Origin of the sequence: Spirosoma aureum (assembly GCF_011604685.1) — a bacterium.
Lineage (GTDB): Bacteria > Bacteroidota > Bacteroidia > Cytophagales > Spirosomataceae > Spirosoma > Spirosoma aureum.
In genome coordinates, this window is sequence record NZ_CP050063.1 from 4,685,269 (window position 1) to 4,709,530 (window position 24,262).

The 24,262-nt window shown below is 45.5% G+C and carries 21 protein-coding genes and 1 tRNA gene; 13 read left to right on the forward strand and 9 right to left on the reverse strand.

Annotated features, from left to right (window positions below):
- Nucleotides 1-118 precede the first annotated feature (118 nt).
- The 5 genes from G8759_RS18460 to G8759_RS18480 all read right to left on the reverse strand — a co-directional run bounded on the left by G8759_RS18460 (nt 119) and on the right by G8759_RS18480 (nt 3,827).
- The gene (locus tag G8759_RS18460; protein ID WP_167210553.1) at nt 119-1,063 is read right to left on the reverse strand and encodes a YihY/virulence factor BrkB family protein; all 945 of its coding nucleotides are present in this window, start codon (nt 1,061-1,063) and stop codon (nt 119-121) included.
- Between the two features lie 79 nt (nt 1,064-1,142).
- Entirely contained in the window at nt 1,143-1,553 is a 411-nt protein-coding gene (locus G8759_RS18465) for an acyl-CoA thioesterase (RefSeq protein WP_167210556.1), read from the reverse strand.
- 77 nt (nt 1,554-1,630) lie between these two features.
- Entirely contained in the window at nt 1,631-2,668 is a 1,038-nt protein-coding gene (mltG, locus tag G8759_RS18470; protein WP_167210560.1) for an endolytic transglycosylase MltG, read from the reverse strand.
- A 375-nt stretch (nt 2,669-3,043) separates the two neighbouring features.
- Nucleotides 3,044-3,484, reverse strand: a complete 441-nt coding sequence (locus tag G8759_RS18475) for a response regulator (protein ID WP_167210563.1) — start codon at nt 3,482-3,484, stop codon at nt 3,044-3,046.
- 46 nt (nt 3,485-3,530) lie between these two features.
- Nucleotides 3,531-3,827 (reverse strand): hypothetical protein, encoded by a 297-nt coding sequence (locus G8759_RS18480; RefSeq protein WP_167210566.1) that lies wholly within the window; start codon nt 3,825-3,827, stop codon nt 3,531-3,533.
- 340 nt (nt 3,828-4,167) lie between these two features.
- Between G8759_RS18480 and G8759_RS18485 the strand changes: the two genes are divergently transcribed.
- The 6 genes from G8759_RS18485 (at nt 4,168) to G8759_RS18510 (ending at nt 8,980) form a co-directional block, all read left to right on the forward strand.
- A tRNA-Ser gene (locus tag G8759_RS18485) sits at nt 4,168-4,254 on the forward strand.
- 196 nt (nt 4,255-4,450) lie between these two features.
- The gene (locus G8759_RS18490; RefSeq protein WP_167210568.1) at nt 4,451-5,266 is read left to right on the forward strand and encodes an alpha/beta fold hydrolase; all 816 of its coding nucleotides are present in this window, start codon (nt 4,451-4,453) and stop codon (nt 5,264-5,266) included.
- Nucleotides 5,267-5,283: 17 nt separating this feature from the next.
- Nucleotides 5,284-6,537 carry a sensor histidine kinase gene (locus G8759_RS18495; RefSeq protein WP_317166699.1) on the forward strand — a complete coding sequence of 418 codons (1,254 nt, stop codon included), beginning with the start codon at nt 5,284-5,286 and terminating at the stop codon, nt 6,535-6,537.
- A gap of 108 nt (nt 6,538-6,645) precedes the next feature.
- Nucleotides 6,646-7,050: a response regulator gene (locus G8759_RS18500; RefSeq protein WP_167210571.1), complete on the forward strand. Its 405-nt coding sequence runs from the start codon at nt 6,646-6,648 to the stop codon at nt 7,048-7,050.
- A gap of 102 nt (nt 7,051-7,152) precedes the next feature.
- A complete protein-coding gene (locus tag G8759_RS18505; protein WP_167210574.1) occupies nt 7,153-7,572 on the forward strand; it encodes a response regulator in 420 nt (139 codons plus the stop codon).
- An 865-nt stretch (nt 7,573-8,437) separates the two neighbouring features.
- On the forward strand, nt 8,438-8,980 hold the full coding sequence (locus tag G8759_RS18510) for an RNA polymerase sigma factor (RefSeq protein WP_167210577.1): 543 nt from the start codon (nt 8,438-8,440) through the stop codon (nt 8,978-8,980).
- A 160-nt stretch (nt 8,981-9,140) separates the two neighbouring features.
- Here G8759_RS18510 and G8759_RS18515 read toward each other — a convergent pair whose 3' ends face one another.
- Both G8759_RS18515 and G8759_RS18520 read right to left on the reverse strand, forming a co-directional pair.
- The gene (locus tag G8759_RS18515) at nt 9,141-9,503 is read right to left on the reverse strand and encodes a T9SS type A sorting domain-containing protein (RefSeq protein ID WP_167210580.1); all 363 of its coding nucleotides are present in this window, start codon (nt 9,501-9,503) and stop codon (nt 9,141-9,143) included.
- A 237-nt stretch (nt 9,504-9,740) separates the two neighbouring features.
- Entirely contained in the window at nt 9,741-10,013 is a 273-nt protein-coding gene (locus G8759_RS18520) for a hypothetical protein (protein WP_167210583.1), read from the reverse strand.
- Between the two features lie 821 nt (nt 10,014-10,834).
- Here G8759_RS18520 and G8759_RS18525 point away from each other — a divergent pair.
- The 3 genes from G8759_RS18525 (at nt 10,835) to G8759_RS18535 (ending at nt 13,200) form a co-directional block, all read left to right on the forward strand.
- Nucleotides 10,835-11,638, forward strand: coding sequence for a MerR family transcriptional regulator (locus tag G8759_RS18525; RefSeq protein ID WP_167210586.1), 804 nt, complete (start codon nt 10,835-10,837; stop codon nt 11,636-11,638).
- 227 nt (nt 11,639-11,865) lie between these two features.
- Entirely contained in the window at nt 11,866-12,666 is an 801-nt protein-coding gene (locus tag G8759_RS18530; RefSeq protein ID WP_232073863.1) for a helix-turn-helix domain-containing protein, read from the forward strand.
- 129 nt (nt 12,667-12,795) lie between these two features.
- Nucleotides 12,796-13,200 (forward strand): DUF983 domain-containing protein, encoded by a 405-nt coding sequence (locus G8759_RS18535; RefSeq protein ID WP_167210592.1) that lies wholly within the window; start codon nt 12,796-12,798, stop codon nt 13,198-13,200.
- 147 nt (nt 13,201-13,347) lie between these two features.
- Here G8759_RS18535 and G8759_RS18540 read toward each other — a convergent pair whose 3' ends face one another.
- Together G8759_RS18540 and G8759_RS18545 are read right to left on the reverse strand one after the other, a co-directional pair.
- Complete coding sequence (locus G8759_RS18540) at nt 13,348-13,614, reverse strand: hypothetical protein (protein ID WP_167210595.1); 267 nt, start codon at nt 13,612-13,614, stop codon at nt 13,348-13,350.
- 1,031 nt (nt 13,615-14,645) lie between these two features.
- Complete coding sequence (locus G8759_RS18545; RefSeq protein ID WP_167210598.1) at nt 14,646-17,465, reverse strand: M14 family metallopeptidase; 2,820 nt, start codon at nt 17,463-17,465, stop codon at nt 14,646-14,648.
- A gap of 461 nt (nt 17,466-17,926) precedes the next feature.
- Here G8759_RS18545 and G8759_RS18550 point away from each other — a divergent pair, with 461 nt between their 5' ends.
- From G8759_RS18550 to G8759_RS18565, 4 genes are all read left to right on the forward strand, one after another.
- Nucleotides 17,927-19,585, forward strand: coding sequence for a TldD/PmbA family protein (locus G8759_RS18550; protein ID WP_167210601.1), 1,659 nt, complete (start codon nt 17,927-17,929; stop codon nt 19,583-19,585).
- Nucleotides 19,586-19,709: 124 nt separating this feature from the next.
- Nucleotides 19,710-21,077 (forward strand): TldD/PmbA family protein, encoded by a 1,368-nt coding sequence (locus G8759_RS18555; protein ID WP_167210604.1) that lies wholly within the window; start codon nt 19,710-19,712, stop codon nt 21,075-21,077.
- 118 nt (nt 21,078-21,195) lie between these two features.
- Complete coding sequence (locus G8759_RS18560; protein ID WP_394353328.1) at nt 21,196-22,803, forward strand: TldD/PmbA family protein; 1,608 nt, start codon at nt 21,196-21,198, stop codon at nt 22,801-22,803.
- 82 nt (nt 22,804-22,885) lie between these two features.
- On the forward strand, nt 22,886-24,250 hold the full coding sequence (locus G8759_RS18565; protein WP_162384198.1) for a TldD/PmbA family protein: 1,365 nt from the start codon (nt 22,886-22,888) through the stop codon (nt 24,248-24,250).
- Nucleotides 24,251-24,262: the final 12 nt, after the last annotated feature.

Genomic DNA, 24,262 nt, shown 5'->3' on the forward strand with positions numbered 1-24,262 from the left:
GAATTGGCACGGTTTTTCGACATTAATTAAAAAACGGATTCAGAAGACGACAGCAACTGGAGTCGGACGACCGTACTTACATTTATGGGTTAGGGTTTGCAAACGCCATCTTAGTATTCTAGGTGGCGTTTGTTGTTTTTTCGGCAACGCTGGGATTACGTTCACCTTCGAGGTCATAAAGCGCAACGTTCATCTCGAAACCAATAATCAGCAATAACGAAATTAGATTGATCCAGATCATCAGCGCAATCAGCGTACCGATGGAACCATAGACTTTATTATACGAGCTGAAATTGGAAACATAGTACGAAAAACCGAGTGTCGTCAGCACAATCAGGACCGATGCGGTAACCGATCCGGGTGTAACAAATGCCCATTTCATGCGAACGTCAGGGCCGAAGTGATAAATGACCGAAACCGCTGCCACAAATACCGCGAAAACCAGCAGATAGCGGCCTAAAGCCAGCAGGTTGATGAAAATAAGGTTATTCAGAATGCCAAAATGTAACAGGTAGTCGCTTACGACACCCCCAACAATAAGCACGATAATGGCCAGAATAAGCGCAACCGCCAGAATAAACGTTAAGCCAATGGCAACGGCCCGTACCTGAAAAAATCCACGTCTGTCCTGGGTTTCGTTGGATGAATTAAAGGCATTCATCAGGGCAACAACCCCACTGGTTGCTGAATAAAGTGCCAGCAGAAAGCCAAAAGAGAGCACACCTCCTCGCGGGCGACTAATGATGTCTCGAATCGTTGTATCAACCGAACTGAATGTGTCGCCGGGTAAAACTTCCTTCAGAAACCCCATTATTTGCTCCTCGAGATTAGGAACGGGAATGTAAGGAATAAGTGTAAACAGAAAAATGACTGTAGGAAAGACAGACAAAATAAGGCTGTACGATACCGAAGCTGCTCGCTCACTGGTATCGTTCTCCGTGATTTTATCGCCCATCTTTTTTAGAAAATCGTACCAGCTTCGCTTTGAGTTGAACGGCTTATGATCACGGAGCCATACGCGTGTACCACGCAACGCCTTGAAGCTCAACAGTTTTTCAATCATACATAAGTCGATAAAGTAATAAGCCGCTAATCAATGAAATACGGGCTCATTAGTAACTCATTGACTGTTTTTTAACCGGCTACTCAAAAAAAGGTTTAGCTGCTTCTACCAAATCGGCTGGAGCAGGACCGGGGCGACCTGTGGCTGATTTAAGAAAAATGAGCGTGGTTTCACCCGTATTGAGTAATTGGCCGTCTTGATTGAAGATTTCGTATCGGAACAGAATACGTGTCGTAGGAAGCTGAGGAATGGTAACCCGTATCGTGAGTAAATCGTCGTATTTAGCGGGTCGAATAAAGCGGGAACTCATGTCGTAAACGGGCATTCCAATTCCGCGCGCTTCGAGATTTTTGTACTCCATACCCAAATGTCGAAGCGCTTCAACACGCCCAATTTCATAAAATCGGGCATAATTGCCATAATAAACGATACCCATCTGGTCGGTATCGTAGTATCGAACACGGATATCTGTAACGTCGTGAACAAACATAAAGTGGGCTTAAGCAACTAGTAAAGACAATCGGCATAACTAAGAGATTAATCAATTGCCTTAGTTACGCCGATTGTCTATTTCATTATTTTCATCCGTGTCAACGCCTGCTGATAGAGACGGGCGTTGGCTAAATGTTCGGCCAGTGTTTTCGAGAAGGTATGGTAGCCGTTGAAATTGGCATTAACCACAAAATAAAGGTAATCGTGTTGCTCGGCATTCAATACGGCGTCAATAGTTGCTGGGGCCGGTAAATTAATTGGACCCGGTGGCAGACCCGTATATCGATAGGTGTTGTAAGGCGAATCGACGGTAAGCTGACGATTGAGCAATCGGCGAATGCTAAAATCGCGTAGGGCAAATATTACCGTCGGATCAGCTTCGAGTTTGATACCCTGCTTCAGGCGGTTGAGGTAAACACCGGCAACACGGGGTTGTTCATCCCGTTTATTGGTTTCGGCAGCCACAATAGACGCCAGAACCTGGGTTTGTGTCTGGCTTAATCCCAGTGCTTTGGCTTTGGCCTGCCTTTCGGGGGTCCAGAATTTTTTGTATTCGCTACCCATTCGCTCCAGAAAAGCCTCGGGTTTGATCGTCCAGAAAAATTCGTAGGTGTTTGGTAGAAACAGACAAACGATGGTCGTCGTATCAAAGCCAAATTTCTCACACGTGGCCGGATCGTTAAGAAGATTGCCAAGCGCATCGGGGCCAAATTCGAATTTGCTGCCTAATCGCTGGATCAGGTCGCTCTTCATGCGCATGGAGTTGAACGTTACGGGCATAGCGTCCTGACTGCCACTACGAAGTTTAACGAGAGCGTCCCGGTTGCCCATCCGTGGTTTGATCTCATACCGTCCTTCTTTTACACGCTCAGGGTACTTCATCAATTTAGCCAGGAAACGAAACGACAGTTCATCATTTATAACCCGATGTGTTTTAAGCGTATCCATCACCGACTCGAAAGAAGAGCCTCTCGGAATGAGTAGGGCAAAGGTTTTATCATTGTCCCTGACCTGAAGGTTTGGGCTTTTAAAGATCTGCCAGAAGTAAAAGGTAAACGTCGTTAGCAGGATGGAAACGGTGAGAAATAAGCCAATTTTAAGATTGCGAGACATAACAAATGGATAAGTTATGATTTACGGAAGGTAACGCGACGTTGCAGTACATTAGTGCAGAAGTGCTTTAATGAATGCCTTAAACATGACAGAAGTTGCCGTCAGACATGCCTGCTGTAAATCGTCCACATAAAGATGAGGAAGAGAGTAGGTGGTTGATTTATAGGTTGTTATGGGGGTATTGGAGAAATGCACCGGTAATTAACAGGTTGGTTTTGATTTCGGGCGGCAAGTTACTACAAAAATGAAAACCCCGTTGGCTGGTTAGAAGGTATTCTGCTAAACAGCAATCAGACTAACCAGCACTAATTATTGGTTTGTGATGGGTTAGTTCTGGTGTCAATGGGACCTGTAGTACAAATTTAGTGCAAAGGCTCAACCATCTTTTTCAAACCAGATACCTGGTAAACTAACGGTCTCGTACCAATAAATTCGTAACCGGCTCAGGTAATCTTTCCATTCGGTATAACTATACGGTTTGCTTGTAAACGAAGTAGCTCCTAGTTCGTATGCTTCCCGAATTTGGTGGGGTGATTCACTCGCGGAGAGCATAATAGTTGGCACGAAACGGCCTTGAGGATGGCATCGAAGGAGCGATAAAAAGCCAAGCCCTTCACCATCACTTTCCAGATTTATATCCAGCAAAATAAGTTTAGGGCCTTTACCTTCGAGATTTTCCAGGTAGGAGGTTGCATCCCCAAAACTACGAACAGGTGTAAAGGAAGCTTCTGGAAAATTGGTTTTTGCAGCTCGCTGGAGAATTTCGGCAATAGCCGGATCATCATCAACGACTAATATAGGGAAATGGTAAGCCATACAACATTACTGAATAGGCAAGGGGAACAATACTCAATACCCCAGTCTACTTATTCTCAATATCATTGATAAGTTGAACGATGGCATCCTGATTTGTGGATTGAGTTGACCCGGCCAATGTAGACAACCGTTCCTTGATATCCTGCCATTGAGAAACAGATAGCAAAATTGCCTCGACTTTAAACTCAACTGAATCACCGATATCGATCTGCTCTACGGGTAGAGGATCTAAAAGCGTTTTGGCGAATTCGGATCGAAGCCGGTCTTTTGCATACGGCACTGGGTCCAGATTGGCGTCTTTGAGTATTTGTTTAGAGTAGGTCTTTGTTTTTTTCCACCACATGATACTTGAAAAAATTTGCTGCTAACGTAACACAATTTGTGATATTATGTTCTTGTCAAGTGAAAAAGATAAATGGCTTTTGACTTGAATTACAATACCGTAGTCCGTGCGATTGATCTTATCATGTGAGCATAGACTTGTTCAGGCAACTCGTCAGAAGTAGTTGGTAATGGAAGACTTTTACTGTTTTCCTGTCAATCTTCTAAAGCCACAGGCGGAGGTTTACGAAAAATTAGTACTTTTGTGGCCGGTTAAAGCGAATTGTAGAAAAAAGAAACAGAACAAGTATCTCTCTTTATCTACCAATCGCCCCAAACCGACTTATTTACGCCCTGCCCCTAGAGAGGTGTCCGAGTGGTTGAAGGAGCACGCCTGGAAAGTGTGTATGCGGGCAACCGTATCGAGGGTTCGAATCCCTTCCTCTCTGCAGAATCAACGTAGAAGGCTGTTGCTGAGCAAGTAACAGCCTTTTGCAATATGTACCTGACTGAACGTCGCAAAAGATCAGTTGTTACTTCTAGCCAACCGGCACTCAGTGGTGCAATGAATAACCCACCTTACATGTGTATAGATCACTCAGATCCAATCACAAATAGTCTATATTTGCTTTAAACCCAACTAGAATGGCCTTCGATATCCTTAAACGCAATAACGTTAAAATCAAAGGCCAGGGAACTCAACCCATGATGTTTGCTCATGGATTCGGCTGTGATCAGAATATGTGGCGTCATATTGCCCCTGTATTTGAGCCCGACTATCGATTGATTCTTTTTGATTTTGTGGGATCTGGCCAGTCAGATATAGCCGCCTATGATCCACTCCGGTATGATGACCTGAACGGCTATGCTCAGGATGTGCTTGATATATGCCAGGCACTTGAGTTAACCAACGTTGTGTTTGTTGGGCATTCGGTAAGCTCAATGATCGGCCTACTGGCAGCCATCCAACAACCTCAGTTCTTTGACCGACTCATCATGATCGGTCCCTCTCCCCGTTATCTCAACGAGGCCCCCGATTATGTTGGAGGGTTTGAGCGACCTGATGTGGACGAGTTATTAGCCTTGATGGATCAGAATTTTGTCCGATGGGCGAATACCTTAGCCCCCGCCATTATGGGCAATGCCGATCAGCCGGCCTTAGGAGCTGAGCTGACCCAAAGCTTTTGTTCCACCGATCCGTTGGTGATGCAGCAATTTGCCCGTATTACTTTCCTGTCGGATAACCGACAGGATCTACCTAAACTGACAGTACCTTCATTGATTTTACAGAGTAGTGATGATATCATTGCACCACAGGTGGTTGGTGAATATACCCACCAGCATCTTCCCCTGAGTACGCTACGATATATGAAGGCAAACGGCCATTGTCCACATTTGAGCGCTCCTGAGGAAACAATTGCCCTTATGCAAACGTATCTGTTCGATACGAAGAAGATTTAATCTTTCTGCACAGTTTGATGATGGATGATTTGGTAAACCAGTTACCCTGTGGAGTCGTACTAATCAATGAAGCTGGTCTGATCATGAAGATCAATGAAACCGCCAGGCTACAACTTGGCTATGAAACCGACGAGTTGGTTGGTCAATCCATTAGTCTGATACTCACGGTGGCTGGCCGACTTTTTTACCAGACTCATTTTTATCCCCTGATAAATCTTCATAACCATGTGGAGGAAGTAGCATTAACGCTGTTGACCCGGACAGGTGGCCGTATACCAATTTTACTCAATGCGGTACGCCAGTTTAATGATGGGTTGATTTGCTGTGCCTACCTGTCTGTAGGGCATCGCCATGCGTATGAAGCGGAACTCATTCAAGCCCGAAAGGCGGCAGAACAGGCTCGTCTCGCCGTTGAGGAAAGCGAAGCCCGTTACCGAACCTTATCGGCTGAGTTAGAGCATTTGGTGCAGGAGCGCACCCATGAACTGGAAGCCGCTAATGAAGAATATGCGGCTATAAATGAAGAATTAACGGAATCCAATCAACTCCTAAACCGTTCCAACGATGACCTGCAAAAGTTTGCTTATGTAGCTTCACATGATTTACAGGAACCCCTACGCAAGATTCAACAATTTGGCGATCTCTTGCGGACTAATTATACAGGCACTTCGGATGATGAACTGTTTTTTTTAGAACGAATGCAGTCAGCGGCTAACCGAATGTCAACACTGATCCGGGATTTGCTTGATTATTCGCGGGTATCTACCCAACGAGACAGGAATAGCCCAACAAGCCTACAAGAAATAGTTGATCGGGCCCTGATGACCCTGGAGTTGGTGATTACAGAAACCAGGGCAGAAATTAGGGTTGAAGACTTGCCAACTATCCTGGGAGACGCTTTACAACTCGACCAGCTTTTTCAGAATTTACTCTCTAATGCACTTAAGTATCGGCGACCAGATATTCCACCACGAATACAGATTTTATCGCAGCTTGTAGCGGCAACCGAACTACCCACAACCATACATCCGGCACGGTCTTCCAGTGCCTACTACCGAATCGATGTGGTGGATAATGGGATCGGCTTTGATGAGAAGTACCTCGATCGAATCTTTCAGGTCTTCCAACGGCTCTATGGTAAGAAGGAGTACCTGGGAACTGGCATTGGCCTGGCCATTTGTGAGAAAGTCGTTGCCAATCACGGCGGAGTTATAACGGCTAACAGTCAACCAGGTCAGGGAGCTACCTTCCATATTTATTTGCCCCAATAATTCCCAATACCGAACTTTTTAAGCCAACCTTAATGGATATGCCACTCATTTATGAGTATGTTTACCCCGGTTCCTCTTTGCAGTATATATATCGTTCCCACCCTAACTATGCCTTCTGCTGTCCCACCTGTTGTCTGGATCGTTGATGACGATGATGATGACAAATATCTGTTTGAGATGGCTTTTAAACAGCTTATTCCTCCCGTTTCCATCAAGCTCTTCAATGATGGTGAAGAATTACTGCCCGCCCTGATTCAACATGATTCTTTGCCTAGTCTGATTATCCTGGATTTGAACATGCCCCGGGTGAATGGATTTGAAGCTTTGCAACATTTACGGGCAGAGCCTGCTTTTCAGAAGGTGCCAGTCATTGTGCTGACAACCTCGTCGGATTATACTGATCGGGAGCAGGCCAAACGACTGGGGGCCAATGGATTTCTGACGAAACCCCCGACAATGGAATTAACCATTAAATTATTTAACCAATTGGTGCAGGAATGGAAGCTGACTTAGTTGGCTTATCGACTCATATCCCATACAGTAACTTTCTGATTTTTAGCCATTATCGATAGCTAACTTAGTATCGTATACTATATCAGCTTTATAGCCTTGAAAATGGATCGGCAACTTGAAGTCGTTTTAATTGATGACGATGACGATGATTACTACCTCTTGAAACAGGCATTTAAAGCGTACTCGAATCAACTTGTACTTCGACATCTGAGTAGTAGTGCTGAACTGTCCGAGTTGCTTTCCTCCGTATCGGCTTTGCCAGATCTGATTTTGCTGGACTTTCATATGCCGCTACTTACGGGAATAGAACTAGTAGCCACACTTAAGCAGAATCTTAATTTATATCGAATCCCCATTGTGATTTGGTCGGGTTCGCTGGATGCAAGTCAGGTAAATCAATGCTATGAGGCCGGAGCCAGTTCGGTGATCCTGAAGTCAGGGGATCAACCTGGTCTGGAAAGATCGGTTAGGGCATTATGCATTTATTGGTTTGAAACCGTCCAATTGCCTACCAGTATGTAATTTCTGTTGTGCAAACATGGGAGAAATCAGGTAGCAGCATATTCGAGGATACAGTTTTATCGACACGTTAGTGTGGTTCCTTTAACTAAGCAAGAGATGCTTTATACGAAAATTAAGAAAACAGCCCGGATCTAGTAGTGGCCGGGCTGTTTGGTGTCTTATGCATCTACTACCTAATAATACTTAATCCATATGCAATAAAACATTAATTAATGAAATTGTAAAAATGTAAACAAAGGTCAACACTTGAAGATTAGGGCAATCATGACCTCAGATACCATTGGGCTTTAAATAATAACTCACGAGCAATTGATGAATATGGCCTTCGTGGTATTGCTGACTAGAGCGAACCCTATTGCTATAAAAACTTATGGCACTAACAAAAAGTAGTTAGTCATAACTAATCGTTTTCATGGATTTGATCCGAAAACGCCCAATCTGATTAATAGGCGGGTGTTTAGTTGGTATTTTTCATTGTTTTGATCTAAGGCTTTGAGCATTGCCAAACTGGGCTGGCTATAGTTGATCAGTATGGCCAGGTGCCGAAATAGCATATCATTTGACTCTTTTGTTGATTTTGTTTACACCACAAATTTTAAAATAAACCATCTAACTACCATATAATAAATTTTCTATATGAGGAAAAGGGAAATATAATTGCCTTAATTATAAAATTATTTAATAAAAGGTCATCTATTTTATAAAAAAAGGAAATATTGTAAATAGATTTTTTATTAAAGATATCTTTTTGAGATTTTGTAAATAAATCATTGCTATTACATTAACTTAATATTAATCAGTAATTTATAATTTTAAATCTAATTTTGTTACCATATAATTCCAAAGCAAAACTGTCTACACCCATATGCGTAAATCGTTGAACGGCCAAAAACCTAATCGTAAGCGAGAGCAAGCTGCATGGGCAAAGGACGATTTTGAGACACTCTATACGCAATACGCTGATCAGGTTTATCGGAAATGCCTGTCGATGACTAAAGATAGTGAAGTCGCTCAAGATTTTACCCAGGAAATCTTTATCAAGGTTTTTAGTAAATTAGACACCTTTAAACAGCAGTCTGCTCCGTCGACCTGGCTTTACTCGATTGCTCATAATTACTGTCTGGACCAAATTCGAATCAGTAAACGGATGAATCTTCAGGAACTTCCTGAAGGGGTGGAATTGGCAGAAGAGCCAGTCGTTACTGATGAACTTCAGTTACAGGCACTTGAGCGATTGATGGAAAATTTGCCAGTTGAAGAGGTAACCCTGTTGCGACTTAAGTATGAACAGGGCTTATCCGTCAGCCAGATTGGCCAGCAACTTAATCTCAATGAAAGTGCGATCAAGATGCGGCTTAAGCGTACCAGAGATAAATTGAATCGTTTGATTAATCAACGTTTGCAATAGAAAACTAAAAATTGCAGCAGCCTACATAGTAACTGCCAGGTGCTGATATTAAGCCTGTTTGGTTATATCGCCGGATAAATCTGAAAAGGAAAAGTACGAAAAGCTGTTGTACCCAAAAGTCCAGCCTGCATACAGGCTGGACTTTTGGGTGTACGTCAATTTAGTAGTGCTTCAATAACTTTACGTGTTGCCGTTCAGTTGCTGTCCTGATTGTTAACAAAAACATCCCCTTAGTGCTGACCGGAATACTAACTCGCTCCATCGGACCAGCCTCCAGGATAGTGTGTTGATGCAGCTGCCTGCCCTGGAGATCAACCAGTACTATGTCGAACAATTTGCCCGATACACCACTGATCTCTACTTCAGCTGTTTTACCTTCTATTGGATTACCGAGTCCTTTCACCTGCAATCGGTCATGGGCTTCCGCGACGCCCATACGTGCCCGCCCACAACTTGCTTTCAAGTCCCAACTGTAGGTGACAACCAAACCACTCTGACGAGCCGAGAGTAGAAAACGCTGCACATCATTGACCGTACGAGTTTCCTGATCAACAAACTGTTTCGGATTGGTTGTCCAACCCGTAATTCCCGCTGCCTGAAACTCAATGGCGCTATCATTGTCACCACTGGTATTAAATTGAATTGCCCCCGTCGAACAATCGTAGCCAGGACCTAGTAACTGTAATGGGCCAGTTACGGGCGGTTGTTAGCTGATGCAGTAGGCAGCAAAATCAACTTTAAGACTGATGGTTTTGCCATTTTATGTTGCCAAAATCGTGATTGGTTTGGGGTCATTTCTGGGTTCCTGTTCAATTATGCCGCTCATACTGCTTGGCGAAGGACGACTAATGCCCGGTGTTGAGAATTGAATGGGGGAGCCATCACCGCCAATTGTATAAAAAGTAATGGCTCCCGTCTGGCAATTATACGTGCCGAGATATAACCCCAACTGATCATTGATCGTATAGCATACACTTCTGAAATCGAACTTTAGTTCAATCAACCTCAACCGTGTGGATGCCGAACTGTTCATGACTTTATACCCATCAAAGGGCTATATCCCTAGGCCTCGTGCTATTAACGACAAGTTGATCAACGCAGCGTTTCTGAAAAGAGGAAAGCTGGCTGGAATAACGCTCACTGATTTTCCTGTCACTCCTAGATTCTAAGTGATAAAATAGATAACCAGCATTTAAACTAATAACGACGCTCCGAGCGGAACGTAGTTTGAACCAGATATGATTGCCAGCCTACTCTTGATTAAGCACAATCTGGCTCATCAAATAGGCTTTTCTAAGCCGCAATTGATCGATAACAGGGAATGCTAGGACTTCGCAACGATTATGCTGACTACTGGGCACGATTTAAAAAATATACCCGTTAGTTTCTTTATGTATAAATGACATAAAGAAGGGAGTCCATGCCAGCACCCAGAAAATACCCAATACGAATTGTCGTCGATGGTAAACCTGTTCAGGTAAAATCAATCGGCGGAAAACTGTTTTGCTCCAAAAAATTTGTTTACCAAGCTGAGTATGACGAGTCTGGACATTTGAACGGTGTGATCATACATGCCTTAAACGATAGCTGTTCTACACCGCTAAAGGATTAACTAAGTAGGAATGAACTAGTAAATGATAAACTCACCGATTGATTAAATTAGATGGCATTCCTGACGAAGCCGTATTCTGATCGACGACGGACAATTGTTTCAGCTTAGTTTTACTTCGTGACTCCCAACCACACCATGAATAAGAGGCTATTTTAACAATGAATAAAAAAGTTGAAATTTTACTTGACTCTCCCCTTACGTCATAGCCTAGTTTTGTTCCGTCATTACGAATCAATAGTAGAATGAGCTTTTATCCCGTTCACAAGCTGGCCAAACTGGCAGGAATCAGTGTGCGCACACTGCATCATTACGACCGATTGGGGCTATTGAAACCAGCCGTCCGTACGGAGTCCAGATATAGGCTGTATGGTGATCAGGAATTACTTCTCTTACAACAAATTCTGTTTTATAAAGAACTGGATTTCTCGCTGGAGGAAATTCTACAGATGGTAAAAGATCCTAATTTCGACCAGCTGCAGGCGTTGCAAAATCATCGGCACGCCATTGAAACACGACGGAATCGGCTCACTAGGCTATTGGAAACGATTGACAAAACCGTGTCTAAACTACAAGGAGAAAATGCGATGTTGATAGACGAGGAATTGTATGCGGGTTTCCCAAAAGATAAAGCGGAAGCCTATCGAAACGAGGCTGTAGAAAAATATGGATCTCAGGTCATTGAGGAGAGCGAAATTAAGTTACGGCAATTGGGCAAGACCAATTTTGACCAGTTAAAAGCAGAACAGGAAGAAATCGCACAAACGTTAGCCGCAATGGCCAATCAGGACCCAGCGTCTGTTAACGTGCAGGAGCAGGTTGCCCGGCACTATGCAAATATTCTGGCTTTCTGGGGAAAGTCGGTTGGAGGGGGAAACCCACTTGAAGCCTATAAGGGGCTGGCTCAGTTGTATGTTGACAATCTACGTTTTACGAGCCGGAATGGGCAGGAAAATCCTGAATTTGCCGCGTTCCTTAGTAAAGCGATGACATATTTTGTCGACGCAAGGTTAAATGGAAAAAAGTCCCGAAATCGGGATATAAAGTAAGTTGTTTGTCTGGACAGGTTTTCATACTCAGGGTGTGTTAACCTGTCCAGTTATCGGTTATAATTTTCTTGTCTATTGCTCGACCAATTTAAACCTGTAAGAATTCAAAATCCTTTTAGGTTTGTAATCACGTATAAACTATAAACTGGAAGAGTAGTATGGCAAAATCCGTACCTGTATACAAGCTGGCGTCCTTCCCCCGTCATGAACCTAATGCGCTATTTTATATGACTAGACTGGAAAGGCTTGTTGGCGAATTTACAGGTATCGGCGACTCCCATTCTCATACGTTTTACCTGTTAATGTGGATCACTCAGGGAAGTGGCACGCATACAATTGATTTTAAGACCTACGATGTAGCTGCCAACCAGTTGTATTTTCTTACGCCCGGTCAGGTTCATAACTGGGAATTATCGACCGACATTCGAGGCTATAATTTATTTTTTGAAGCTAATTTTCTGCGTAGCCGCTTTGGAAACAGGCTGCATCAGTATCCTTTCTATCATTCCCATCAGCACCAGCCTCTGCTGAATGCAAACGATCGAAAAAAACTCATTGACGATTTATTTACGTTTGCCTATGAGGAATATGAGCAGCAGCAGGCAAACCGCACTGACGTGTTCTTGTCTTACCTGCATCTCCTTCTGGAAACCGCAAATCGACTTTACAGCCAGCAGTGGCCTGGAGCCGACACCCAGTTATATGATCACATCCGGCAATATGAAGAATTGCTTGAGCATCAGTTTATTACTGTTCGTGAAGTTAGCGCCTATGCCAGCCAGATGAACATAACACCTAATTATCTGAATCACATCTGTAAGAAAATATTGGGTAAAACGGCCAGCCAACTGGTACATGAACGGCTAATTGTTGAAGCACAGCGGTTGTTAACGCATACAACTCAATCAGTTAAGGAAATCGCCTTCCGGTTAGGCTTCGATGACCCATCATACTTCGTCCGTTTTTTTAAAAAACAGACAAAGCAAACACCCGCCGAATTTCGGTTGCACCTGACCGATCATCGTTGATTTGTACCATACTTGGCTTGCTTTATCGTTCTGTAACGATTGGGCTTAGCGTACCTTTGTGACATACTAAGTGCGCAACTGATGCTTGCCGGGTGAGCTGGCCTGACGCACAGAAACTGTTCCATCGCCATGTTAGCCAATAGCCGATTATATAGTGTCCTGTTCAATAAATGCCCTCGTTGTCATCAGGGTGATTTCTTCGTTACAAAAAGTGCATTTAGCCGTCATTTCGATCAAATGCACGATCATTGCCCAAATTGTGGTGAAAATTTTAACCCCGAACCTGGCTTTTACTGGGCATCCATGTTCGTAAGTTATGCGTTGTTTACAATCTGGACGCTGCTTACATTTTTTATTATTGTGCAATGGCTGGATGTAGATCTTGATTATTATTTGATGGGGCTAATTCCATCTCTGATCCTGTTAACGCCTTACTTTTTTCGGATGGCACGCCGAACCTGGCTCACCTTATTTGTTGCGCCGAGACCAGTTCACAAACATGGGCCAGCCGAGCAGGCAATTGCCAGACAGTAGCCGGACTAAAGGAACTCGTTGACTGCGCGGATAACAACGGCCTTGCCATTCATAAAGCCGAATATTCCTTTTACGTAAAAACAAGTGAGATTCTCTACAGAAGCATCGTAATTTGCTTCCGAAGAGAATCTCACTTGTTTTAGGGGATTAATTCAATTCACCAGGCAGAAAATCAATAAGTTGTATGGCTGAATGAGTACGTACACTACTTGGTTGCCCTTTTTCATCGTACTCTATTCTCGCAAAGAATTCATTAAAATGGTATAATTCCCGTAACTGATTTTCATGTTGGTAACAAGTAAATTTTAGTCCCCATAGCTGGAGCGCACCTAATTGAATGGCGAAAGGAAGCTGATCGAACTTATTCTGATCAATAAAAACAGCTTCATCTGGTCGTGTAATGTTGGCTTGCATGAAGCTATGACGTAAAAATCAGAAAAGGTTTCGCATTTGAACTTGAATTTTACTTTCTATTTATTAAATTGATTTTATTGTAAATTAAAAGTTTGTAAAACAATATATGTTTTTATTTGTAGTCACTTAACATGACAAATTATCTAATTGGTATAGGTGTGCTGTTTGAATTGCTCATGGTTGCTAATTATATATATCATGCTATTCAGGCGAAATCAAATACACGTGATCGAATCCAATATATACTCATCGCTCTATTTTATGGCTTATTAGGATTAATGCTTTTGATTGGTTTTATAAAATTCAACCTGTTGAACGATAAAAAATAAGTGTATTATTGATCAGATTAATACACACGATTGATCATCGATCTGGTAGTTCGTCCGTAAAGCAGTCGATGAGGTCATTGTTTCTAAAAACAGTCATGGCGAGGAATATATTATCGTAAATAGATAGTTGACAGAAATAGTAGTCTTCCGTACCTTTGTCGAGATTGAATCGAAAAACGAAATATACCAGTTGACTATTCAGTACTATTGTTTTGGTAGATTATCAGTAAGTTGTGCTTGAGTTATCTCCTTTTTTATCAAGTTATGCTAGCTTATATCATATCAGTGTAAATTGTACTTTTCCTATTTGCTAAACTTGCCGACACCTTCACCTTTCAGGAAAGAGCTTTTGTTTAAGCCCGTGCATAGAAGACTAAGTAATGATGCTAAGTCATGAACGACTATGAATTGAACGGTACGATTTGTCCGGTATGTGGGCAAGAAGAGACTCGGTGGCGACATTGTTCAAATCTCTGTACGGATGGGTATATCGAGGACTTCGATTCTCCGGTTAGCCTATATCGAAGTGCTTACCTACTACCTTGCCCTGAATGCCGTGGGACTAGTATCGAAGTCTGGTGCTCATCTTGTGGAGCCAATATATCAGGGATTCGAGTATCGGAGGATTTCTGTTGTTATGAAAAAGCCTGATTGACTCAATCAGGCTTTTTCGTGTTATAAAACTAATTTAGACTGTTGCGATCATTGGGCAACTGAATTCGTGTAAAGCTGGTTGAATAGCAATTTGAAAGTGCCTTGAGCCTGAGCCCGGAATGTGATTTCGGGGCCAAAAGCAAAGAGTTTGCCAGACCCAACTGGTGCCATAAATGCGGCAACACCATCCTGTAAATAAGTCTGTCCCCATGCCCAGCCACTACGTAATGGCTTGTTGGTCGAGAACCAGGCCAATGGTTTTACAGTGCCTTTGGCAATAGCATCGGGAGCTAGTTTGAATACAGGACTTGCGTCGAAGTAAACATCCGTCTGAGTAGGCATACCCCAGGTCGCCTGTTGGGTTGAATCAAGCGTTACCCGTAAAATACTACCTGGAATGTAATATTTCTCAGCGGGTAGTGGGCGCTCCTGGCCGCTGTTTGTCATCTCGATCAATGCATTTTTGACTGGAAGTCCCAGATGGTAGGCAAGGTTTGTACTACTGCCGATCGTTACGACATTTCCCCCTGCTTCCAGAAATTTCTTCAACTGTGGAATTGACTTATCAGCGGTAATTTTGCCGAGCCATGGACGATATTCGGCAGGCAGCTCTTCTGCTTTGGGTTCTCTTCCCTGGAATCCTTCGCCTTCGCCACGGTTACCAACACCCGAATTACCAAGACCTGGAATGGCCCGTGTAACAAACACAATTACGTCGTACTTCTTACGGAGATCACCAGCGTCGATATCCTGTGCGTATATAAGATTTATTGGGAAATGATATTGTTCCATCACCCAGCGAACCCAACCCGAAGGCATCGAACCACCGTAAGTATCCCATAAAGCAATGCGCATTGGCGACACTTTAACCAATCCACCTGCTGGACGTTTGGCTATGCTGATTACGTCAAGTCCGAGGTCTTTCGACGATTTTTCCAGGGCTGTTTTAGCTTTGGCCGATGATGGAATAAAGAAAGAGCCTGACTCTATGTTCGCTTTGCCAGCAACGCCCGAAGGCAGACGGTAAACCTCTATGCCCGATTTAAGCAGGTCATTGACAGCAATGAACGCATTATTCGCCCGTGCATTCAAAACATAGCCAGCACCCGAAGCAGGGTCCAGATGACCCGTTGGGGACTGGAGTTCGCCGTAGGGCAGTTTCTTGAACGGACCGTCGAAAGCGTCGAGAATACGGTCGAACTGAACGTTCATCTGGTAGGCCAGTGTCCATCCAGCCGCATCATAAGGACGAATCGGTGGGCCACCCGGATACGGAAAATCGTTTGGGTGATCCTGTGGCTCGAACATGTCGATCACGTGTGGACGGAATGCCTGATCGGTTTTAACAACATACGAACCGGCCGGATATTTTTTGCCTGCCACAGTGAAATCGGCCGTTGCCTGCTGAATCTGGATACCCGTCTTGATCAGGGCGTTGACAAACTTAACAGCTGTTGCCAGATCAGTCTGGTTTGCCGGGATAATAAATCCACGTGGATCGCGCAACTGAGGGTCTTTTAGAACCGCATCGTAGTATTTTACTGGAATACCACCTCCGCGTGGATTTCCACTGGCCGATTCGGAGGCAGCTGCACCTATGCGGCCTGCCGAATCAGGTTTCGCTTTTCTCAGATCAGCCTGATAGGCCTGTGTAATGGCATCCGCCCGTTTGGGTGAAAGCGTCCAGTAATCGCTGCTACCACGGTCAATCGAGTTTTTGCCCATCTTGTAGATGTTATACAGAAGCTCATCGCGGTGCCGTGCTGCATAATCGAGCGTAGCGTAGTTGAGTGAAAGTGAATAGTCGATCGATTGCTTGAAGTGCCACTTCTGCGGAGTTACCGGGAAGGGTGTATTCCCATTCGGAATCAGACGCTGTGGAACAAGGGGAACCGTTTCGGGCGTCGGGTTACCAATAATCTCGGTCAGCAGGCCAATCATATTATGGAAGTGCGTCGTAGTGCGCAATCCACCATTATACCAGGTCGAGAAAACGGACCCCCCTAAACGCGTAAAACCAGGCTTGTTTTCAGCATTGAGCCGGTTGATCATCGCAGCTCCCAACGCGTCGATACCCGTAATCATCAGCGGGTCGAAGACGTAGTTGAACGGATCACGATAGGGTGGACCTGCCAGTACAGAGCCAGCTGGGCCACGCTGGTGGTGATTGTACATGATCTGAGGAATCCATTCGACAAACAATTGACGGCCGATATTCTGCGATTCTTTCATATTCATGATAAAGAAATCGCGATTGTTATCGTGGCCAACGTATTTCTGATACAGTCGGGGTAAATTTTCCAGCGACCGTTTTTCGGGCTTGGGTTCACGCATATACCAGTTACTGACTATTTCCTGACCATCCGGATTGGCGTGGGTCATCAGGATAACAACATTATCCAGAATGCGTAGCGTTTCGGGATCTTTGCGGCTTACTAACTGCCAGGCAGTTTCGATAAGCTGATGCGTACCTACCGTTTCGGTAGCATGAAGGCCCCCATCGATCCAGACGATTGCTTTCCCTTCCATGGACATAGCCCTGGCCTGCTCTTCGGTAATTCCTTCGGCACGGGCCAGTTTCTGAGAGATCTCCTTGTACCGGTCGAGTTTTTTAATGTTTTCCGGCGAGGAAACGATCAGCATGAATTGGTGACGGCCTTCTTCCGTCAATCCAATGTCGACCATTTTGGTGCGATCGGAGGTAGCCAGTTTTTTAAAATAGGCTTCAGTTTGCGTGTACGTAGCAAGTTGGTAATCGTCGCCGATATTAAAACCAAAATGCTCTTTGGGTGATGGAAGTGTTTGTGACCATCCGCTGGTTTGAACCATCAGCAGTAAAATGGCCACTAATCGGAAAACTTTGAACATGATAAATTGAGTTAGTTTAGGGTAATGCATAAAAGAGGTTGTTGATGTTTGGTCAGAATAGATACCGCCCTAATATTCTGCGGAACGTTACCAGATTACGTCGTATATATTCTTCTGAAAATCCAAAAATCAGTAGTTTGTGCAAAATCCCTCATAAACTTAAAGAAGAAAGCGGCATAAATTTCATTGGGCGTGTGATAAGATGCAGAAAAAAAAAGGTGCTCCAAACGCACGCATGTATTGCTTTTTTCAAAAGAGTATAAATGGTCGCTGGATATAGCAAGTTTCTGGTAAAAAGTGTACTAGTGCCAATGAAAATTTGGTGATTCTCTCACCGTTCATCATAAAAGTTTGGTCGCTCATTGTTCGAATGGTCATTTTTGGCCATATTCGCGCTTCTCAAAACCAATAAGTCTAACCTACTAAGGCTAAATAACTAAGTAAATTACTTAATTCATCACATGAAAAGAAGAGATTTCATCCACTTGTCTGGCATGGGCATGGGGGCGTTACTGACGGCCGGTATCCCGGCAACCGGTATTCCGGTTCTGGGAAATTCAGTGGTGCCTGAGTACCTGCTCGAACCCGGTGTGGATGTAGCTACTAAAAAACGCTTTGCCGACATTGCGCTCAATGCCGCAAAAAGCAAAGGGGCTACTTACACCGACGTTCGCATCGGAAGGTACCTGCAACAGTTCATGTTCACCCGCGAGATGAAGGTGCAGAACATTGTCAATGCTGAATCCTATGGTGTGGGTATTCGCGTGATCGCTAACGGAACCTGGGGATTTGCCGCGACCAGCAACGTTACGCCCGAAGCCATCGCCCGTTGTGCAGAAACAGCCGTAGCCATCGCTAAGGCTAACTCGAAGTTCCAGACCGAGCCGGTGGTGCTGGCTCCCCAAAAAGGAGTCGGTGAAGTTACCTGGAAAACACCCATTACAAAAAATGCTTTCGAAATTCCAGTTCAACAGAAAATTGAACTGCTGATGAAAGTAAACAGCGAGGCCATGAAAAATGGAGCAGGCTTCGTTACCTCTAATCTCTTTTTCGTCAACGAACAAAAGTATTTTGCATCGACTGACGGCACCTATGCCGATCAGGACATTCACCGTGTCTGGCCAACCTTTACAGTTACGGCTGTCGATAAAGCTGCGGGTAAATTTAAAACCCGCGATGCGCTCAGCTCACCCATGGGCATGGGCTATGAATACCTCGACGGACTGGCGTCCGAAAAAATAGCAGCTCCAAACGGCCTCGTTGGCTATCGTAATTCATACGATATGGTTGAGGATGCCATTCTGGCGGCTAAACAGGCTAAGGAAAAACTGACTGCAAAAACGGTTCAGCCGGGTAAATATGATCTTGTCCTCGATCCAAACCACCTGGGGCTGACCATTCACGAGTCGGTAGGTCACCCGACCGAACTCGACCGTGTATTGGGCTACGAAGCCAATTATGCCGGTACAAGCTTTGCCACGCTGGATAAATGGAAAACCAAAAAATTCAACTACGGCAGTAAACTGGTTAACATCGTGGCCGACAAATTACAGCCCCATTCACTGGGTAAAGTTGGTTACGACGATGAAGGTGTGCCCAGTAAAGAGTGGGATCTGATTAAAGACGGTATTCTGGTCAATTACCAGGCCATTCGCGATCAAGCAGCTATTCTGGGTGAAAAAGAATCGAATGGTTGCTGTTATGCCGATAACTGGGATTCTGTGCAGTTTCAGCGGATGCCGAATGTATCCTTAAAACATGGGACTGAAAAACGTTCGGTTTTCGACATGATCAAAGGAGTCGATAAAGGCATTTACATCATTGGCCGTGGATCTTATTCCATCGATCAACAGCGCTATAATTTTCAGTTCGGTGGTCAACTGTTCTACGAAATCAAGAATGGCGAAATAGTGGGCATGCTCGACGATGTTGCGTACCAGTCGAATACGCAGGAATTCTGGAACTCCTGTGCACAACTCTGCGACAAAGACGACTACCGCATGTTCGGTTCTTTCTTCGATGGGAAAGGGCAACCCTCTCAGGTGAGTGCTGTGTCGCACGGCAGTGCAACGACGCGCTTCAATGGTGTCAACGTGATCAATACCGGACGGAAAATCTAATACAGTTTACGCTGGTTTGCCATTGCGGTTTTCGTTCGTATTGAACATATACGAAAAGCGACTCGTATTTGAAGTGAAAACCTGCTCCTGACAACTCGTAAACCTAAAAACGGAACCCTTTTTTATGGCTATTTTAACCAAAGACGAAGCCAAAAAAATAATTGATAAAGTACTGTCTTACTCGAAGGCAGATGAATTGAGTGCCAATCTAACGGGAGGTCGTATCGGTAACATTCGCTATGCCCGCAATGCCGTATCGACCAGTGGCGAGGGTACCAATCTGTCGTTGAGCGTAACGGCGGCTTTTGGCAAACGAAGCGGTACCGCCACCATCAACGAGTTCGACGATGCATCGCTGGAGAAAACCGTTCGGCGAGCTGAAGAAATTGCCCGACTAGCCCCGGAAAATCCGGAGTATATGCCCATGTTAGGGCCTCAGACGTATCTGGCAGCTGATCCCTACGCCCAAAGCACGGCCAATATTGACCCGGCTTATCGCTCTCAGGCAACCTTCGACAGCATTGACCCCTGCCGGAAAAAGAACCTGACTGCTGCTGGTTATATGGAGGATTCGACGCGTTTCACGGCAATAGGCAACACCAAAGGCTTATCGGCTTACAATCGGGAGACATCCGTTGAATTTTCAATTACGGTTCGCACTGCAGATGGAACAGGTTCCGGTTATTCAACCCGCGACGTAACTGACGTGTCGAAGTTAAGCACGAAAGACGCAACCGAGATCGCCATGCAGAAAGCCTTGGCTTCAACAAATGCCCGGGCACTGGAGCCCGGCAAATACACGGTCATTCTGGAACCGGCTGCACTCCTGGCCAATGTTGATGCGTCGCTCATGGCCGCCATGATGAATTCACTGGATGCTCGTAATGCCGAAGAAGGCCGCAGTTTTCTCAGTAAAAAAGGTGGTGGTACGAGACTGGGTGAAAAGCTGTTCGATGAACGTGTAACCATCTACTCCGATCCCACAAACGCCGAAGTACCAGCAGCCGCATTTGGCGGTGGTGGCGGTGGCGGTCGCCTTGGCGGTGGTGGGAGCGACGGGCGTCCGCAGGAAAAAGTAACCTGGATCGAAAAAGGCGTGGTTAAGAACATGTCCTATTCGCGCTACTGGGCCGATAAAAAAGGCGTTAAGGCGATTCCTCCTCCAGCCAATTTTATCATGGCAGGTGGTACCGAATCGCTGGCGGATATGATAAAAAGCACCGAAAAAGGGATTCTTGTCACTCGCTTTTGGTATATCCGTGCCGTTGACCCACAGACGCTTCTTTATACGGGATTAACCCGTGATGGTACGTTCTATATTGAAAATGGGCAGATTAAGTTTCCGGTCAAAAACTTCCGCTTTAACGAAAGTCCGATTATTATGCTCAATAACCTCGAAACGTTGGGCAAGCCCGTCCGCCTGGGTGGGAATCTGATCCCGCCACTAAAAATCAGAGATTTTACCTTCACCAGCTTGTCGGATGCTGTGTAAAAATTTATGGCTTACCCGGCATCCGTTGCTACGATTTGCTGATTGCCGTAAACTATAGACCGAACATCATAAACTAAAAACTACTTTGAATCGTCGCGATTTTAACCAACTACTAGCCATGGGCTCAGCGGGGATGCTGATGCCTAACCTGCCCGCTTTTTCCCGGTCTGTCGCTCCCGAAGTCCTGATGGAGCCAGGCATGGATGTATCGATCAAAAAGCGTCTGGCTGATGCGGCCCTGAATGCCGCTAAAGCGAAAGGAGCTACTTATGCGGATGTCCGTATTGGCCGCTATCTCAATCAATTCGTACTCACCCGCGAAAATAAAGTACAGGGAATTATCAACGCCGAATCGTTTGGGGTTGGTGTTCGGGTTATTGCCAATGGCTGCTGGGGTTTTGCGTCCGTAGGCGATGCCCGCGATGAAGCCGTTGTTGCCAAAGCCGCTGAAACTGCCGTGACAATTGCCAAAGCAAATGCCCGGCTGTTGACTGAACCCGTGCAATTAGCACCGCAGAAAGGCTACGGCGAAGTAAGCTGGAAAGCGCCCATTAAGCGAAGTGCTTTTGAGGTTCCGGCCAAGGAAAAGGTCGATTTGTTATTGGCGGCTAACGCAGCGGCCATGCAAAATGGCGCGAACTTCGTCAATAATGTGTTGTTTCAGGTCAACGAACAAAAGTATTTTGCCTCGACCGATGGCACCTACGCCGATCAGGACATTCACCGGATTGGACCGAGTTTCACTGTAACGGCCGTTGATCCGCAGAATGGAAAGTTCTCTACCCGTAACTCGTTGAGTTCGCCGATGGGGATGGGTTATGAGTACCTTCAGGTCAATCCAGGCGACAAACTGGCTGGTGTTACGACCCGCTACAATAAGGGATACGATTTACTGGAAGATATTACCATAGCCGCCAAACAGGCAAAAGAAAAGTTGTCGGCTAAGTCAGTAGAGGCCGGGAAGTATGACCTTGTACTCGATCCGTCACACCTGTGGCTGACCATTCACGAATCGGTAGGTCACCCACTCGAACTCGACCGCGTGCTGGGCTACGAAGCTAATTTTGCCGGTACCTCGTTTGCTACTCTGGATAAGTGGCAGGCGAAGAACTTCAACTATGGTAGCAAAGCGGTAAACTTCGTGGCCGACAAAACACAGGTCGGTTCGTTAGGTGCTGTTGGCTGGGACGATGAAGGCGTGAAAACCAAGAAATGGGATTTGGTCAAAGATGGTATCCTGGTGAACTACCAGGCCATTCGTGATCAGGTGCACATCATCGGCGAGAAAGAATCGCAGGGTTGCTGCTATGCCGATAACTGGAGTTCGGTACAGTTCCAGCGCATGGCCAACGTGTCGCTGGAGGCTGGTAAAACGCCCTTGTCCGTGGATGAAATGATCAAGGATGTGAAAAAAGGCATCTACATCATTGGGGATGGTTCGTTCTCGATTGATCAGCAACGCTACAACTTCCAGTTTGGCGGACAGCTCTTCTACGAAATCAAAGACGGTCAGATTGTCGGTATGTTGAAAGATGTGGCCTATCAGGCCAATACCCGTGAGTTCTGGAACTCCTGCGTCGCTGTCTGCGATGAGCGCGATTACCGGTTAGGGGGTGCTTTCAACGATGGGAAAGGCCAGCCTTCACAATCGAGCGCGGTATCGCACGGTAGTTCGACCGCCCGATTCAACGGGGTCAACGTGATCAATACAGCCCGGAAAATCTAAAAAAGTTTTCGGCTGGCTGACACTGGCAAAACGGTGTGTAAACCAACCGCAAACTATAAACCTAAAACGACAAACTAAATAAATGGCTATTTTAACTAAAGACGAAGCCAAACGAATCATTGATAAGGTTTTGGGCTATTCAAAAGCGGATGAAACCAGTGTTAGCCTGAATGGTGGTCGGACCGGTAACATTCGGTATGCCCGAAACTCCGTTTCGACCAGTGGTGAAACGGACAATTTAGCGCTGGCGGTTACTGCCGTATTCGGCAAACGCAGCGGAACCGCTACGATCAACGAGTTCGACGATGCTTCGCTGGAGAAAACCGTTCGGCGGGCTGAAGAAATTGCCCGCTTAGCTCCCGAAAATCCAGAGTACATGTCTATGCTCGGGCCGCAGAAATACCTGGAAACAAGTACGTATGCAGAAAGCACGGCTAAAATTGACCCTGAATTTCGGGCTCAGGCTGCGTTCAATAGCATCGATCCATGCCGTCAGAAGAATCTGACCGCTGCGGGCTACATGGAAGATACAACAGGCTTTACCGCCATTGGCAATAGCAAGGGCTTATTCGGCTATAATCGGTCAACGGGTGTTGATTTCTCCATTACCGTTCGGACTGCTGACGGGCTGGGATCTGGTTATGCCAATCCCGACGTAAACGACGTCAGCAAACTAAACACAAAGTCTACCACCGAAATAGCCATGCAGAAAGCATTGGCATCGGCCAGTGCCCGAGCGCTTGAGCCGGGTAAATACACGGTTATTCTGGAACCAACGGCTTCGGTTGAATTGCTGCAAAATATGATGCGCAGCATGGATGCCCGGAGTGCCGATGAAGGCCGTAGCTTTCTGGGCAAAAAAGGAGGAGGGACCCGTCTGGGCGAAAAACTGTTCGATGAACGGGTTACGATTATTACCGATCCGATGAATGCCGATCTGCCGCTCGCTCCATTTGGTGGTGGTGGCGGAGGAGGTGGCGGTGGCCGCTTTGGCGGTGGCGGAGGTGGCGAAGGCGTACCTCAGGAAAAGATAACCTGGATTGAAAATGGCGTTGTCAAGAACATGTTCTACTCGCGCTTCTGGGCTGATAAGAAAGGCGTTAAAGCTGTTCCACCACCATCTGGTTTCATCGTTCAGGGCGGTACGCAATCGCTGGCTGATTTGATCAAAAGTACGGATAAGGGCATACTTGTCACGCGCTTCTGGTACATCCGCGCTGTTGATCCACAGACCCAGTTGTACACGGGCCTTACCCGCGACGGGACGTTTTATATTGAAAATGGGCAAATTAAGTTTCCGGTCAAGAATTTCCGGTTCAACGAAAGCCCGGTTATCATGCTCAATAACCTCGAAGCCCTGGGCAAACCGGTTCGGGCGGGGGGTAACCTGATTCCGCCAATGAAAATCAGGGATTTCACCTTCACGAGCTTGTCGGACGCTGTATAGCCGTCCGTTTCT